Consider the following 15,044-nt stretch of genomic DNA (forward strand, 5'->3'; position numbering starts at 1 on the left):
TGGACCGGGCCGCCGACGAGGCCGCCCTGCGCGCAGTGCCGCTGCGGGTGGTGTACGCCTCCCTCTGGGAGCGCTACGAGGGCACGGCACTCGCGGGCGAGCACAAGCCCGCCGAGGAGGTCCGCGCCGACGACATCGTGGCGGTGGCCGCCCGCCGGGCCCGCGAGCGCCGGCCGGAGCTGAAGGTCTCGGCCGAGGTGGTCGCCGAGGAGCCCGAGTACGTCCTGGTACGGGAGGGACGCAACGCCTGCGCGCTGGTGCTCGGCACCCGGGGCCGCGGCAGCGTCCTCGAGATGCTCCTCGGCTCCGTCAGCCTCACCGTGGCCGCGCACGCGCACTGCCCGGTGATCGTGGTGCGCGGCGACGGCTCCGGCGCGGGGAGACACGGCCCTGTCGTGGTGGGCGTCGGAGCGCAGGGCAAGGACTCGGCGGCGGTGCGCTTCGCCGTCCGGGAGGCGAGGCTGCACGGGGCACCCCTGGTCGCCGTCCGGGCCTGGCGCCGCCCGGCGGAGCAGGGCGTGGACCACCTCCTGCCGACCGGTGAGCCCGCGCACCGGTACGAGGAGCGGGCCGCCGAGGCCCTGGAGGCGGCCCTGGCGGACGTCCCGGCCGATGTCGAGCTGCGCCGTCGTACCGCCGAGGGGCCGGCCCGTGACGTCCTCCTGGACGCCTCCCGGGACGCCGGCCTGCTCGTGGTCGGTGCCCGGCGCACCCACGGGCACCTCGGGCTCCAGCTCGGACGGGTCGCCCACGGGGTCCTGCACCGGGCGGACTGCCCGGTCGCGGTGGTGCCCGAGCCGGAGTGAAGGGCGCTCAGAGACCCGCCGTGTGATCGGGGACGTATGTCCGCAGATCGCGCGGCGAGCGCTGGTAGCCGGTCGACGGCGGCCGCTGCGGCAGCTCCAGCACCGGCGGCGGCACCTCGCGGTACGGCACGGTCGACAGCAGATGGGCGATCATGTTCAGCCTGGCCGTGCGCTTGTCGTCGCTCTCGACGACGTACCAGGGCGCCTCGGAGATGTCGGTGTGCACCATCATCTCGTCCTTCGCCCGGGAGTACGCCTCCCAGCGGGTGATCGACTCCAGGTCCATCGGCGACAGCTTCCAGCGCCGCAGCGGGTCCTCCAGCCGGCGCCGGAACCGCTCCTGCTGCTCGGTGTCGCTCACCGAGAACCAGTACTTGCGCAGCAGGATGCCGTCCTCGATCAGCATCCGCTCGAAGATCGGGCACTGGCGAAGGAACAGCTGGTGCTCCTCCTTCGAGCAGAAGCCCATCACCTGCTCGACGCCCGCCCGGTTGTACCAGGACCGGTCGAACAGCACGATCTCCCCGGCGGCCGGCAGATGCTCGACGTACCGTTGGAAGTACCACTGGGTGCGTTCGCGCTCGGTCGGCTTCGGCAGTGCGGCGATCCGGGCCACCCGCGGATTGAGGTGCTCGGACACCCGCTTGATCGTGCCGCCCTTGCCGGCCGCGTCCCGCCCCTCGAAGACCACCACCAGCCGGATGCCGTTCGCCCGCACCCATTCCTGGAGTCTCACCAACTCCGTCTGGAGACGCAGCAGTTCCTTCTCGTACACCTTGCGCGGCAGCCCTGCCGCCTTCTTGCCGGCCATGGGACGTCACCGTACCCGCCCCGGGGCGTGCCCGCGGGACCATCGGCGCCGGGTGGGGCCGACCGGCCCCTGCCGGTGCCCGCCGTGCCGCGCGACGATCGAAGGGTCCCGCGAAGTGTCCGGACGCGGGAGCCGGATCATGGAGGAGGCGAACCGTCATGACCGAGAAGGTGCTGGTCACGTACGGGACGACCAACGGTTCGACGGCGGAGATCGCCGAAGCCGTGGCCACCGTGCTGCGCAAGGACGGGCTGTCCGTCGAGGCGCGCCCGGCACGTGACGTGGCGAGCGTGGCCCCGTACGACGCCGTGGTGGTCGGCGGCGGGCTGTACGCCGGCCGCTGGCACAAGGACGCCCGCCGGTTCGTCCGGCGCCATCGCCGCACGCTGGCCGGACGCCCCGTGTGGTTCTTCAGCAGCGGCCCGCTGGACCCCTCGGCGTCCCAGCGGGACATCCCGCCCGTCCGGGGCGTGCGGCGGGCGATGACAAGGCTGGACGCCCGGGAGCACATCACGTTCGGCGGCTGCCTCGAAGAGGGCGCCCGCGGCCGGGTGGCCGGGATGATCCTGCGCTCGGGCAAGGGAGGCGACTTCCGGGACTTCGCCGCGATCGAGACCTGGGCGGCCGGGATCGCCCATGAACTGAACCGCTCGTAGGACGCTTCCACGCTTCCGAGCCCGCGCGAAAGGACGTGACGGCCATGGCCGAACAGACACCGACGCAGGTGACGCAGGGGCCGCCCGCCGGGGATCTGGGCCGCCGGCTCGCCGCGCGGCGGGCCGAGCTCGGACTGTCGCTGGGGGAGACGGCCGACCGGGCCGGCATGGCCCCCAGCTACCTGGCCCACCTGGAGCGGCACCCGGGGGCCGCCCCGAACCGGGGCGCCCTGCTCAGCCTGGCGGGCGTGCTGGGGACCACGGTGTCGGCGCTCACCGGAGGCGACGTCGATCTCCCGCCCGGTACCGGCCGGGCCGGGCACACGCCCGAGTTCACCGAGCTGACCCGGACCGAGTGCGGCGATCTGCTCGCCACGCACGGCGTCGGGAGGCTGGCGGTGCCCACCGCCCAGGCGCCGGTGATCGTGCCCGTCAACTACAGCGTCGTCGACGGCATGATCGTCTTCAGGACCGCGCGGGGCGCGACGCCGTCCCTCGCGGTCGGCTGCCCCGTCGCCTTCGAGGTCGACCGCATCGACGACGTGTTCAGCGAGGGCTGGAGCGTGCTGGTGCGCGGTCACGCCCGCATGGTGACCGACCTCGGGGAGGCGCAGCGCCTCGCGCGGCAGGTCCACAGCACCCCGTGGGCCGGCGGCCGGCGTGACGTATGGGTGCGGATCCAGCCGTACGCCGTCACCGGACGCCGTATCGGCCGGCGCGCGGAGCCGGACGCGCCCGCCGGGTGACACGGCGGCGGAGCGACACCGCGGGGGATCGGTGCCGCTCCTGTTCCCAGGGTCGTACAGAAAGCTCCTGCTGCACAGGTGCCGAAAGTCCCGCTCCGGGCGCCGGACGGTCCCGAGGGCGGGCCGGACGACCGGAACCCGCCGGTTCCGCCCCGGTGCGCCGGGCACTACCGTGGCACATGATCGGACCGGTGGGTGTCCGGCATGGTCAGGGGACCTGGAGGAGCGCTGGTGGGAAGCCCCGAGGAGGCCCGGGTACGACTGCCTCAACTGAGGCTCGACGAGTTGCTGGAGGAGTTGCAGGCGCGGCTGGACGCCGCCCGGGGCACCCGGGACCGGGTGCACAGCCTGCTGGAGGCGGTGCTCTCGGTCGGCCGGGAACTGGACCTGGAGCAGGCGCTGCGCAGCATCGTGGAGGCGGCGGCGGTGCTGGTGGACGCCGAGTACGCGGCGCTCGGGGTGATCGGCCCCGACGGCAGACGGCTGTCTGCGTTTCACACCGTCGGGGTCACCGAGGAGGAGATCGCCCGCATCGGCCCGTACCCGGAGGGGCACGGCATCCTGGGGGAGCTGATCCGCAACCCCGAGCCGCTGCGGCTGCCGAAGCTCTCCGAGCATCCCTCGTCGTACGGCTTCCCGCCCCACCACCCGCCGATGAACACCTTCCTCGGCGTCCCGATCCGGGTCCGCGACCAGGTGTTCGGCAACCTCTACCTGACCGAGAAGCGGGGCGGCGGCCAGTTCGACGAGGAGGACGTCTCCGTCACGCTCACGCTGGCCGTGGCCGCCGGTGTGGCCATCGACAACGCCCGGCTGTACGAGGAGTCCCGGCTGCGGGAACGCTGGCTGGGGGCGAACGCCGAGATCACCCACAGCCTGATGTCGGGGGCCGAGCGGGCCGAGGTGCTCGGTCTGATCGCCGAGCGGGCCCGGGAGATCACGGGGGCGGCGCTGGCCGTGGTCGCCATGCCCATGGAGGAGACGGGCTCCCTCACCGTGGAACTCGCCCTCGGCGCGGAGGCGGAGGCGCTGCGGGGCCTGGTCCTGCCGGCCGGGGGCAACCTGATCGGCGAGGCGTTCTCCACGGTGGCCGCCGTGATCAGCGCCGATGTCTCCGAGGACGAGCGGATGTCGGCGGGACCCCTGCGCCTCACGGGGCTCGGCCCGGCGGTGGCCGTCCCGGTCGGCACCGGGGACAGCGGCGTACGCGGTGTCGTGCTGCTGGTCAGGGCGTCCGGGGACACCCCGTTCACCGGCAAGGAGACCGAGCCGCTCCAGGTGTTCGCGGGGCAGGCGGCGATCGCGATGGAGCTGGCGGAGCGCCGGCAGGACGCCGAGCGGATCGCCGTCCTCACCGACCGCGACCGCATCGCCCGCGATCTGCACGACCTGGCGATCCAGCGGCTGTTCGCCACCGGGATGACCCTCCAGAGCGCGGGCCGGTTCATCGAGCATCCCGAGGCCTCCGAACGGGTCGCGCGGGCGGTCGACGACCTCGACGAGACCATCAAGATCATCCGTTCGACGATCTTCGGCCTGCGCACCCGCGACGGGGCCGGCGGCACCGGACTGCGGGCCCGCGCGGTCCGGGTGGTCGGCGAGGCGGCTCCCGTCCTGGGCTTCGCCCCCAGCGTGCGGATGGAGGGACTCCTCGACACCGACGTCCCGAAGGAGGTCGCCGACCATGTCGTGGCCGTCCTCTCCGAGTCCCTCACCAACATCGCCCGCCATGCCCGCGCCGACCGCGCCGAGGCCGTGCTGGTGACCGACGGCCGCGAGGTACGCCTGTCGGTCACGGACAACGGCGTGGGCGTGCCGCCCGGCGGCCGGCGCAGCGGGCTCCGCAACATGGCCGAACGCGCCGAACAGCTCGGCGGCACCTTCGAGCTGACGGAGCCCGCCGACGGCGGCACGTCACTGGTGTGGCGGGCGCCGCTGAAGCAGCCGTAGCCGCCGGCCACGGCCTACCGGGGCACCTGCGGGAACGTGATGCCGCAGCGGTCGCGGACGGCGTCCATCGCCCGGAGGGTGACGACGGAGTCCGCCAGGGGCCGCAGCGGCGTCTCCCGCAGACCGGCCTCGATGCAGCGGGCCGTCTCGGCCGCCTCGAAGTGCAGGGCGTCGTGCGCGGTCCGGGGTTCCGTGTACGTCAGCGGGGCGCCGCCGCCCGACGGGGTGAGGACGAGATCGCCGGGCTGGTGGAAGGGGCCCGGCAGGCTGAGCGTGGCCCGGGTGCCGGCGAGGGTCGCGGTGGTGGGCGTGTCGCTGAACAGGGTGGTGTGCACGACGGCCTGGTTGCCGTGCGGGTCGTGGAGGATCGCCGAGACCTGGCCGTTCACACCAGCCGGGTGCGGCTGGCCGAAGGCCTGCACCTCGGCCGGCGCGCCGAGGACCCAGGTGGCCAGGGACACCGGATAGGTGCCGAGGTCCAGCAGCGGCCCGCCGGCCGACTCGGGGCGCAGGATGCGATGCCCCGCGTCGAAGTGCTCGCCCATGTCGGCCAGCACGGTGCGGATCTCGCCGAGCACCCCGGAGTCGAGGACCTGCCGGACCACGTCCCACTTGGGCAGGAAGAACGTCCACAGCGCCTCCGCGCAGTACAGGCCCTTGCGCGCGGCGAGCCCGGCGATCTCGGCGGCCTGCGCCGCGTCCAGGCCGATCGGCTTCTCCACGAGGACGTGCTTGCCGCCCTCCAGCGCCAGCCGGGCGCAGGCGAGATGGGAGGTGTGCTCGGTCGCGACGTACACCACGTCCACGTCGGGCGCGGCGACCAGGTCCTCGTAGGAGCCGTGGCAGCGGGCGACGCCGTGGCGGTCCGCGAACTCCTTCGCGCGGCCCGCGTCACGGGAGGCGACGGCGGTGAAACGCTGCCGGGTGTGCCGCCGTACCGAGGCCACGAAGCGTTCCGCGATCCAGCCGGTGCCCAGGACGCCCCAGCGCAGCGCGGGGGCGGCCATCGGGTCCGGGGTGCGGGGTGCGGGCAGGGCGGCGGGGAAGGCGGGCATCGCTCAGACCTCCGGGATCCGGACCGCGACGGTCGCACCGCCGCCGCGCATGGACGTGATGACGGCCTCGGCCACCGCCGAGGCCACCAGGCCGTCGTGGGCGTCCGCCAGCGGCGGGACCCGCCCCGCGCGCACGGCGTCGACCCACGCCTGGAGTTCGAGCCGGTAGGCGTCGGCGAACCGGGGCCGCCAGTCGGCGGGGTATCCGGTGGAGCGGACCCGCGCCGAGTCCGCCACGATCCGCGCCGGGTCGGTGAGCGCGACCGTGCCGTGCTCGGCGACCACCTCGCAGCGGATGTCGTAGCCGTACCCGGCGTTGAGGAACACCTCGACGGTGCTCAGGGCGCCGTCGGCCGTGCGCAGCAGGATCAACTGCGGGTCACGCAGGCCGGTCACCGCCCCGGTGGAGCGCGGCGCGTGCCAACTCACCTCCGTGACGGGGGAGTCCAGCAGCCACGGCACGGTGTCGAACTCGTGGATCGCCGAACCGGTGATGCTCAGCTCGTCCGTGCACCCGGGGGCCGAGGACACACCCCGGCTCGCACAGCGCACGAGCAGCGGGGCGCCGTGACTCCCTCCGGCCAGCGCGGACCTGAGGTCGGCATACCCGGGATCGAAGCGCCGCATGAAGCCGAGCGAGATCAGTCCGCCGCCGGCCCGCCGTTCCTCCCGGACGACCCGGACGCACTCCTGAAGGGTCGGCGCGAGCGGCTTCTCGCACAGCACCGGCTTCCCGGCGCGTACGGCGGCCACGGCCAGGTCGGCGTGGGTCGCGTCGTGCGAGGCGATGACCACGGCGTCGACGCCCGGGTCCTCGATCACGGCGAACGCGTCGTCCCCGGCCCGGGCACCGGGTACCGCCCCGGCGGCGCGGGCGGCCCGGTCCTTGTCCAGGTCGGCGACGTGCACGACCTCGGCGCCGGAGACCTGACGGTGGAGCGTCAGGACGTGGTCGGCACCCATGTTCCCCGCGCCGATCACCCCGATGCGCAGCTCGCTCATGCCAGGTCCACCCACGTTCCCGTCTCGGCGGAGCGGGTCATCGCCTCCAGCGCGGCGGCGCTGCGCACCGCGTCCGTGAGCGTCGTGCCGTACGGCGTGCCCTCGTCGATCGAGCGCAGGAAACGGTACGCCTCCACGACCTTCAGATCGTCGTAGCCCATGCCGTTGGCGGCGCCGGGCTGGAACGCGCCGTACTCGCCCGCGCCGGGGCCCACGTACACCGTGCTCACCGGCTGGTCCTGGTACGTCGTACCGCGGCTGACGCCCAGCTCGTTCATCCGGCGGAAGTCCCAGAACACCGCGCCCCGGGTGCCGTGCACCTCGAAGCCGTAGTTGTTCTGCTCGCCGACCGAGACCCGGCAGGCCTCCAGGACGCCCCGGGCGCCGGAGGCGAAGCGCAGCAGGCAGTTGACGTAGTCCTCGTTCTCCACCGGGCCCAGCTCGCCGCCGGTGGCGCGGCTGTGGCCGGCCGTCGCGCCGGTCGGACGGGCCCGCTCGGGGACGAAGACGGCGGTGTCGGCGGTGAGGGAGGCGATGTCGCCGAGGAGGAAGCGGGCCAGGTCGACACCGTGCGAGGCGAGGTCGCCCAGGACCCCGCTGCCGCCGCGCGCCCGCTCGTAGCGCCAGGTCAGGGCGCCCTCGGGATGGGCCGCGTAGTCGCTGAAGAGCCGGACGCGGACATGGGTGACCGTGCCGATCTCCCCGGAGGCGATCAGCTCGCGGGCGGCCTCCACGGCGGGCGCGTTGCGGTAGTTGAAGCCGACCGTGCCCTGCACCCCCGCCTCGGCGACCGCGTCGGCGACCGCCCCGGCGTCCTCGGCGGTCAGACCCACCGGCTTCTCGATCCAGATGTGCTTGCCGGCCCGGGCCATCGCGACACCGATCTCCCGGTGCAGGAAGTTCGGCGCGGTGATGCTCACCGCCCGCACGCGCGGGTCGGCGGCCACCTCGCGCCAGTCCCGGGTGGTCGAGGCGAAGCCGAACTGAGCCGCCGCCTCCTCGGCCCGGCCCGGTACCTCCTCGGCGACACGGATCAGCTCCGGGCGCAGGCCCAGCCGCGGATAGTGGTGCGCGATCCGGGCGTACGCCTGGGTGTGCACCCGTCCCATCCAGCCGAACCCCACGACGGCGACACCGAGCGTGCTTGCCATGACACCCCTTCTCCGGGCCTTCGGACCCACGCCTTGGACCGCGTTTGGACCGTTCCACAAAGCGACGTGCCTCACCCTGGGCCTCGAACCCACAGGTGTCAACCCCGCAACCGCCCTTTGACAAGCCGGTCGCCCTGTGGAACGGTCCATACCATGAGACCTCCGACGATCCGCGACGTGGCCGAACGCGCCGGTGTGTCGAAATCCCTGGTCTCCCTCGTCCTGCGCGGCTCCGACCAGGTGCGCCCCGAGAAGCGGCAGGCCGTGCTGGCCGCCGTCGAGGACCTCGGCTACCGGCCCAACGCCGCCGCGCGCAGTCTGAGCGAACGCCGCACCCGCTCGGTCGGCGTCCTCCTGAACGACATGCGCAACCCCTGGTTCGTGGAACTGCTCGACGGTCTGAACTCCCGGCTCCACGACAACGGGCTGCGCATGCTGCTCGCCGACGGCCACCTCAACCGCCGCCTCGGCGAGGACCTCACCCGCACCTTCACGGAACTGCGGGTCGACGGACTGATCGCCGTCGGCACCCTGCCCCCCTCCGAGGCGCTGCGCGCCGCCGCCACCCACATCCCCACCGTGGTGGCGGGCGCCCGCGAGCCGGATCTGCCCCGCGTCGACGTCGTCGCCAACGACGACGAGCACGGCGCACGGCTGGCCACCGAGCACCTCATCGCCCTCGGCCACCGCCGCATCGCCCATATCGCGGGGCAGGGTGTCGTCGGCGAACTGCGCCGGCGCAGCTTCGAGACCGTCATGGGCGGGCACGGGCTCGCGGCGGACGCGACGGTGGAGCAGGGCGACCTGACCGAGGAGGGCGGCTACCGGGCCATGGTCCGACTGCTCAACGCCCCCGAGCGGCCGACCGCCGTCTTCGCCTTCAACGACATCGCCTGCGTGGGCGCCCTGTCGGCGGCCGAGGAATCGGGCCTCCAGGTCCCCCGGGACCTCTCCCTCGTCGGCTACGACAACACCTATCTCTCCCGGCTGCGCCACCTGTGGCTCACCACGGTGGACAACGCCAGCCACGACGTCGGCCGCGGCGCCGCCCAGCACCTCCTCGACCGCATCGAGAACCCGGCCCGCCCGAAGCGGACCGTCCTGTCGCCGCCGACGCTGGAGGTACGGGGGACGACCGCGCCTCCCGCCGCCGGAACCCGCTGAGGACGGCTCGCTCCCTCGCGGAGCACGCAGTGACGCGGACCACAGGGACGCCCCGGAACCCGGCCCGCGGCCGCTCCGACTACTGCATCGGTGCGGCGCGACTCGGTGACGCCGTGCGAGCCGACCTGGAGCGACGGTTGATGGACGAGTCCCGGAAATCCCCCCTGCCCGTTCTCTGCGGCTTCGCGCTGCTGCTCGCGCTGGTGTTCACGGCGTCGTACGCCACCGGTTCCGCCCTGGGGCCCGGCGCGCCCGCGACGCCCGCCCCCGGGGCGAGCACGGGGACCGTGTCGACCGAGACCTCGGAGACGGGGGACATGGACGGCATGGACGGCATGGACGGTATGGACGGCACGGGGCACCTTCAGGAGAGCGGTCGCTGATGATCCACGGCTCTCAACTCCCGTTCTCTGCGACCGTCGAGTTGGTGCACGCCGACACCCACAGCGACTACTCGCAGAGGGCGGACGGTCTTCTCGCCCAGGGGTACAAGGACGCGGCGGCCGTCATCACGGGAACGTCTCTCGAAGTCCATGTGCGGCTGTTCATCGACGGGGTACAAGCCTTCCTGCTGAAGTATCCGGCGTAGGCGTACCCCGCGGGGCGGGGGTGGGCCGCGGGTCGCGCCGGGGCGGCGGGCCCGAGCCGCCCCGGCACGTCGGACCCGGCCGGGCCGGTCCCCCGGGTACCGTCGGCGGGTGGACGGTAATCGCCGAGGGTGGGGTCCGTGTCTGCTCAGCGGGGCGGTGTTCGCCGTCTGCATGGCCGGCACCACGCTGCCGACCCCCCTCTACCCGCTCTACCAGGAGAAGTTCGGGTTCTCCGAGCTGACCGTCACCGTCGTCTACGCCGTGTACGCCTTCGGGGTCATCGGCGTGCTGCTGCTGACCGGCAACGTCTCGGACACCGTCGGCAGACGCCCGGTCCTGCTGGCGGGGCTGGGCTGCGCGGCGGCGAGCGCGGTGTGCTTCCTGCTCGCCGGCGGGCTGGGCGCCCTGTACGCGGGGCGGCTGCTGTCGGGCTTCTCCGCCGGACTCTTCACCGGAGCGGCCACGGCGTACGTGATGGACCTGGCACCGCGCGGCGGCTCCTCGCGCGCCACCTTCGTGGCGACGGCCGCCAACATGGGCGGGCTCGGCTGCGGTCCCCTGCTCGCCGGAGTGCTCGCCGAGTACGCGTCCTGGCCCCTCTACCTGCCGTTCGCCGTGCACCTCGTCCTGGTCGCCGCCTCGGCCGTCGCCCTGATGTGGCTGCCGGAGACCGTGCGCGAGCCACGGCCGCCGCGCACGGTGCGGCCGCAGCGGCCCGGACTGCCCCGGCGGGTGCGGCCGGTGTTCGTGCCCGCGGCGATCGCCTCCTTCGCCGGGTTCGCGCTGTTCGGGGTCTTCACCTCGGTCAGCCCGGCGTTCCTCGCCGAGTCCCTGGACGTGCACGATCACGCCGTGAGCGGGGCGGTCGTCGCCCTGGCCTTCTTCGCCTCGACCGCCGGACAACTGGCCGTCGGCCGGGTCGGGGTGGGCCGGTCGCTGCCGTTCGGCTGCGCCGTGCTGTTCGCCGGGCTCGCCCTGCTCGCGGGCGCCCTGCGCTGGGACCTGCTGGCGCTGGTCGTGCTGAGCGCGGTCGTCGGCGGGTTCGGACAGGGGCTGGCGTTCCGCGGGGCGCTGTCCGCGGTGGCCGGGGCGTCGCCCGCGGAGCAGCGCGCGGCGGTCATCTCCACCCTGTTCGTGGTGGCCTACGCCGGTATCTCGGTGCCGGTGATCGGGGTGGGCCTGCTGACGGTCCCCCTCGGCCTGGAGGGCGCGGGGCTGGTGTTCATCGCGTGCATGGCGGTGCTCGTCACGGTCGCGGCCGGCTATCTGCTGCGACGGCCGGTGCCCGCGAGGGCGTGAGCGCGGCGGGGCGCGGCGTGCACCGGTCCCGGCCGATGATCCGCGGCCCGAGACGGGGACGCGCGCGAGGCGGCGCCGCGACCGGCACACGACCACGCCGTCCGCGGGCCGGTGGCCCTGCCCGATCGTCCGATCCCCGCCCCGCGCCTCGGTCGACGCGCCCGCGCGCCCGGCGCCGAACGGGCCGACGCCCCCGCCTCGCCCACCGAGGCCGGCCGCGGAACCGCCGCCGCCGTCGTCGACCTGTCGGCCTCCGCCCGCGCGGACCCGGCGCGCTTACCTGAGGCGCCTACCTGAGGCGGTCCGGCGGGCGGCCGCCGGAGGCCGAGCCGGGCGTGGGGCGGCCGGCCGCGCCCCGACGGGTCGGCCCCCCGGTGTCCGGACCCGCCCCGGTGGGGTCCAGCCGGAGCGCGAGCACGGCCCGGTCGTCGTTGTCGGTGCTCGCCGACCAGCGTTCCGAGTCGGACCGTACGAACGCCACCACCGCCTCCGGGTCCGGGGCGCACTCCCCGCGGAAGTGCTCGGCCAGCCGTCGCAGGACGGGATAGAAGACACCGTCCGCGTCGCGCGCCTCGCTCACCCCGTCCGTGTGCACCAGCAGCACCTCGCCGGGCGCGAGCGGATGCACGGTCGTACCGGCCCCGCCCGCCGCCAGGGAGCCCAGGCCCAGCGGCAGCCCGGGCTCGGTGACCAACCGACGGGCCTCCCGCGCGCCGACCACCAGCGGCGACGGATGGCCGCGGTCGACGATCCGCACCTCGCCGCCGCCCGGCGGGAACTCCAGCACCAGCGCGGTCACGAACAGCTCCGGGTCGCCCTCCTCGCCGGCCGGGCTGTTGCGGGCGATGCTGAGCTCCAGCCGCTCGGCCAGTCCGCTCAGGCTCCGCCACTCGTGGGCCGACACCCGGAAGCTGCCCAGCACCGCCGCGACCGTCTGCACCGCGCCCAGCCCCTTGCCCCGGACGTCGCCGATGATCGCCCGCACCCCGAACGGCGTCTCGCACAGGTCGTACAGGTCCCCGCCGACCAGCGTCCCGCCCTCCCCGGCCTCGTAGAACCCGGCGGCGTGCACGGGACCGAGCCGGCGCGGCACCGGCCGCAGCAGGGTCCGCTGCATGGCCTCCGCGACCGAGTGGGCCCGGATCAGATGCTGCCGGGTCCGCTCCCGCTGCCGGGCCAGCGCGACACTGGCGACGCCGATGAGGAACGTCCCGACGTACACGGCGACATGGTGCTGCTCGGCGAAGTGGCCGGGACGGCGGGCCGCCATCCACATCTGCAGGCCCAGACAGACCACCGTCGACAGCGCGATGCCGCGCGGGCCGCGCGTCGCGGCGGCGAGCGGCGGTACGGCGATCAGGATGAAGCTCACCGGCTCCTGTCCCCGGACGATCACCTCCAGCAGGACGTCGACGGCCACCGCGATCAGCGGCAGCCACCACACCCACCCCCGCCGCGGGGACGGGGGCCGCAACGCGGCGTCGAGGCTCTCGCGGGACACGGCGCGCGCCCTAGCGTCCGCGCCCGTGCGGGCCGGTGGCGCCCGGCAGGCCCGCCTCGGCACGGGAGAGCTGGGCGGTCAGGCTCGTCAGCCAGACCTCCAGGTCGACCAGGGTCACCAGGGGCGGGGTCGGCGCGGGCGCGCCCTCGGTCCGCGCCACCTCCGGTGGCGGCCGCTCCCCGTCGCACAGGGCCGCGAGCCGGTCGACCGTCCCGGCCGCCGCCCGGGCATCGGCCCACGCCCGCCGCGCGGCGTCCGGGGGCAGCGCGGTCGCGGGCAGGTCGAAGCGGGGCAGCCAGTGGGCGCCGAGCAGGATCTGATGGGCCGCGATGAGGACGCCGTGCCAGTCGGCGCCGGCGGCGGCCCGGGCGGCCGGTTCACTGCGGAACTGCGCGTACGCGGACTCGGCCAGCCGCATCCGGTGCAGGGCGTGGGACGTCGACGGGGGCGGCGCGGAGCCCGGCGGCACCGCCGCCAGCGCCGCGGCGGTGGCCCTGATCAGCGACGCGCACGCGTGCAGCAGCGTGGCCATGGTCCGCCGCACCTCACGCCGGGCACCCGACGGCCAGGCCAGCAGCGCGCACAGCAGACCGATGAGACTGCCCGTCACCACGTCCACGATCCGGGCCTCCGCGAGCCGCCAGGTGGCCGGGGTGATCTGGGCGAACGCGGTGGCCACGACCAGGGTGAACAGCGCCTGCGCCCAGGCGATGCCGAGCAGCGGCCCGACCGAGAACGCGATCAGCATGCCCGGCGCCAGGATCGCGGCGTAGGCGTCGGTGTGCTCCCCGAGGCCGATGAGCAGGGCGCCCGCCGCGACGGCGCCCACCAGATTCCCGGCCACCGCCTGCCGGACGGCCGCCCAGGTCTGTCCGACGGTGGTCCTGCTCAGCGTCAGCACCGCCAGCAGCACCCAGAACCCGTGGGTCAGATCGAGCGACCCGGCCACCAGCCGGGCCGCGCCGAGGGCGAGGGCGATCCGCAGCGCGTTGTGGAGCTGCACCGAGCGGAGCGTCATGTTGCCGGCGAACCGGCGCACCCACAGCCGGGCCGTCGGCGCGTTCGTGTACCAGAACAGCTCCCGTGGCTCGATCGGCGCGGTGCGCCGCCCGTCGAGGCCGACCCGTACGGAGATCTCCAGCGCGCGCACCGACTCCGCCACGCCCAGCAGCGCGGCCTGCCGGCGCAGCACCGCCACCACCCCCGGCCCCTCGGCGCCGGTCCGCGCCCCCTGCCGCATCCGCATCCGCTGGAAGGCGCCGATCGCCTCGTCCAGCCGCTGCGGCACCGGGGCAACCCGTCCCGTGCGCAGCGCCGCGGCGCTCTCCGCGCACCGCGCCGCCACCTGCGGCACCAGCCACCGCGACGCCCGGTCGCTGTGCCGGTGGCCGCCGCCGAGCAGATGGTGCAGGTGCCCCGTCTCCGTCAGATGGGCGAGCTGTTCGAGCAGCCGACGGGCCGCCGAACCGGCCTGGGCGAGGCCCCGCACCGCCCGGCCCGGCCCCGCGGGGCGCTCGGCGGGCGGGAACACCGACAGCCGCAGCCGCTCGCCCTCGGCACGCAAGGCCTCGGGCGGCAGCCGGACCCGGCCGGCGAGGGTGTCGCCCGCGATCGCCACGGCCCGCGCCACGCCCGAACGGTACGTCCTGCCCCCGGGCTGCGGCAGCAGGACCACCTCGCACAGCGCCAGCAGCACGACACCCGTGCTGAGCCCCGCCAGCCGCAGCCCCAGGGTCTGCGGTGCGTACGGCGGGAAGCAGGCCAGGATGTAGAAGAGCTGGAGCCCCGGCGCCGCCCCGGCCGGACGCGGCCCCGCGACGGCCGCGAACGCCAGGAGGAAGCCGACGACCAGCATCCCGAGCACCGCCGCCCAGGTCCGTACCGCCAGCGCCGTCCCCAGCGCCACCAGCGCCAGGCCCACCGGCAGCGCCTTCAGCATCACCTCGGCGCGCTGCCGCCCGGAGCCCGGCACGGCGGACAGCAGCCCGAGGGCGATGGGTGCGAACAGCGCGTACAGGGCGAGGACCGGCTCGTCGAGGCCGTACAGGAAGACGTAGAAGCCCGTGGCCGACGCCAGCGTCACCCGCACCGACCGGTGCAGGATCGCCGTCCACCCCGCATCGGCCAGGAGGGTGCCGATCCGGGCGACCGGCGAAGCCTCAGCGCGCATGAGCACGTTCCTCTCGGGCCGACGCCCCCGAGGCATCGCGGGCGGGCCGGACACGCGCCCCGCCACCTCATTGTCGGCCGCCCCCGTGCGGGCCGCAGCCCAGCCGTGCGGGACCACGGGCCCGCGAGCAGCCACCCGTTGAC

General features: G+C 74.8%; 14 protein-coding genes. 8 read left to right on the forward strand and 6 right to left on the reverse strand.

Going from position 1 to position 15,044, the window contains the following annotated elements:
* A partial coding sequence (locus tag AQJ64_RS22345) for a universal stress protein (RefSeq protein ID WP_059202909.1) occupies positions 1–806 on the forward strand: 806 nt, incomplete at its 5' end.
* A 7-nt stretch (positions 807–813) separates the two neighbouring features.
* On the opposite strand, the gene ppk2 is transcribed toward AQJ64_RS22345, so the two are convergent.
* Positions 814–1,617: a polyphosphate kinase 2 gene (gene ppk2, locus AQJ64_RS22350; RefSeq protein ID WP_059202910.1), complete on the reverse strand. Its 804-nt coding sequence runs from the start codon at positions 1,615–1,617 to the stop codon at positions 814–816.
* A gap of 158 nt (positions 1,618–1,775) precedes the next feature.
* On the opposite strand from ppk2, the gene AQJ64_RS22355 reads away from it, so the two are divergent.
* The 3 genes from AQJ64_RS22355 to AQJ64_RS22365 all read left to right on the forward strand — a co-directional run bounded on the left by AQJ64_RS22355 (position 1,776) and on the right by AQJ64_RS22365 (position 4,969).
* Entirely contained in the window at positions 1,776–2,273 is a 498-nt protein-coding gene (locus AQJ64_RS22355; RefSeq protein WP_055638329.1) for a flavodoxin domain-containing protein, read from the forward strand.
* A gap of 44 nt (positions 2,274–2,317) precedes the next feature.
* Positions 2,318–3,019 carry a helix-turn-helix domain-containing protein gene (locus AQJ64_RS22360; RefSeq protein WP_107120619.1) on the forward strand — a complete coding sequence of 234 codons (702 nt, stop codon included), beginning with the start codon at positions 2,318–2,320 and terminating at the stop codon, positions 3,017–3,019.
* Between the two features lie 231 nt (positions 3,020–3,250).
* A complete protein-coding gene (locus AQJ64_RS22365) occupies positions 3,251–4,969 on the forward strand; it encodes a sensor histidine kinase (protein ID WP_059202912.1) in 1,719 nt (572 codons plus the stop codon).
* 14 nt (positions 4,970–4,983) lie between these two features.
* Here the strand turns inward: AQJ64_RS22365 and AQJ64_RS22370 are convergent, their stop codons facing one another.
* From AQJ64_RS22370 to AQJ64_RS22380, 3 genes are read right to left on the reverse strand one after another with little or no spacing between them, the layout of a single operon-like run.
* Entirely contained in the window at positions 4,984–6,024 is a 1,041-nt protein-coding gene (locus tag AQJ64_RS22370; protein WP_059202913.1) for a Gfo/Idh/MocA family protein, read from the reverse strand.
* Positions 6,025–6,027: 3 nt separating this feature from the next.
* On the reverse strand, positions 6,028–7,026 hold the full coding sequence (locus tag AQJ64_RS22375; protein WP_059202914.1) for a Gfo/Idh/MocA family oxidoreductase: 999 nt from the start codon (positions 7,024–7,026) through the stop codon (positions 6,028–6,030).
* Entirely contained in the window at positions 7,023–8,177 is a 1,155-nt protein-coding gene (locus tag AQJ64_RS22380) for a Gfo/Idh/MocA family protein (protein ID WP_059202915.1), read from the reverse strand. The genes AQJ64_RS22375 and AQJ64_RS22380 overlap by 4 nt, the downstream gene beginning before the upstream one ends.
* Positions 8,178–8,330: 153 nt before the next feature.
* Here AQJ64_RS22380 and AQJ64_RS22385 point away from each other — a divergent pair, with 153 nt between their 5' ends.
* From AQJ64_RS22385 to AQJ64_RS22400, 4 genes are all read left to right on the forward strand, one after another.
* Positions 8,331–9,341, forward strand: coding sequence for a LacI family DNA-binding transcriptional regulator (locus tag AQJ64_RS22385; RefSeq protein WP_059202916.1), 1,011 nt, complete (start codon positions 8,331–8,333; stop codon positions 9,339–9,341).
* A 29-nt stretch (positions 9,342–9,370) separates the two neighbouring features.
* The gene (locus AQJ64_RS22390; RefSeq protein WP_244902680.1) at positions 9,371–9,724 is read left to right on the forward strand and encodes a hypothetical protein; all 354 of its coding nucleotides are present in this window, start codon (positions 9,371–9,373) and stop codon (positions 9,722–9,724) included.
* Positions 9,724–9,930: a hypothetical protein gene (locus tag AQJ64_RS22395; RefSeq protein WP_055639192.1), complete on the forward strand. Its 207-nt coding sequence runs from the start codon at positions 9,724–9,726 to the stop codon at positions 9,928–9,930. Before AQJ64_RS22390 ends, AQJ64_RS22395 begins: the two co-directional genes overlap by 1 nt.
* A 109-nt stretch (positions 9,931–10,039) precedes the next feature.
* The gene (locus tag AQJ64_RS22400) at positions 10,040–11,230 is read left to right on the forward strand and encodes an MFS transporter (protein WP_059202917.1); all 1,191 of its coding nucleotides are present in this window, start codon (positions 10,040–10,042) and stop codon (positions 11,228–11,230) included.
* A gap of 289 nt (positions 11,231–11,519) precedes the next feature.
* On the opposite strand, the gene AQJ64_RS22405 is transcribed toward AQJ64_RS22400, so the two are convergent.
* Together AQJ64_RS22405 and AQJ64_RS22410 are read right to left on the reverse strand one after the other, a co-directional pair.
* Positions 11,520–12,731 (reverse strand): PP2C family protein-serine/threonine phosphatase, encoded by a 1,212-nt coding sequence (locus AQJ64_RS22405; RefSeq protein ID WP_244902681.1) that lies wholly within the window; start codon positions 12,729–12,731, stop codon positions 11,520–11,522.
* 10 nt (positions 12,732–12,741) lie between these two features.
* Positions 12,742–14,901: an FUSC family protein gene (locus AQJ64_RS22410; RefSeq protein WP_059202918.1), complete on the reverse strand. Its 2,160-nt coding sequence runs from the start codon at positions 14,899–14,901 to the stop codon at positions 12,742–12,744.
* Between the last annotated feature and the right edge of the window lie 143 nt (positions 14,902–15,044).

The organism is Streptomyces griseoruber, assembly GCF_001514205.1.
Classification (GTDB): Bacteria; Actinomycetota; Actinomycetes; order Streptomycetales; family Streptomycetaceae; genus Streptomyces; species Streptomyces griseoruber.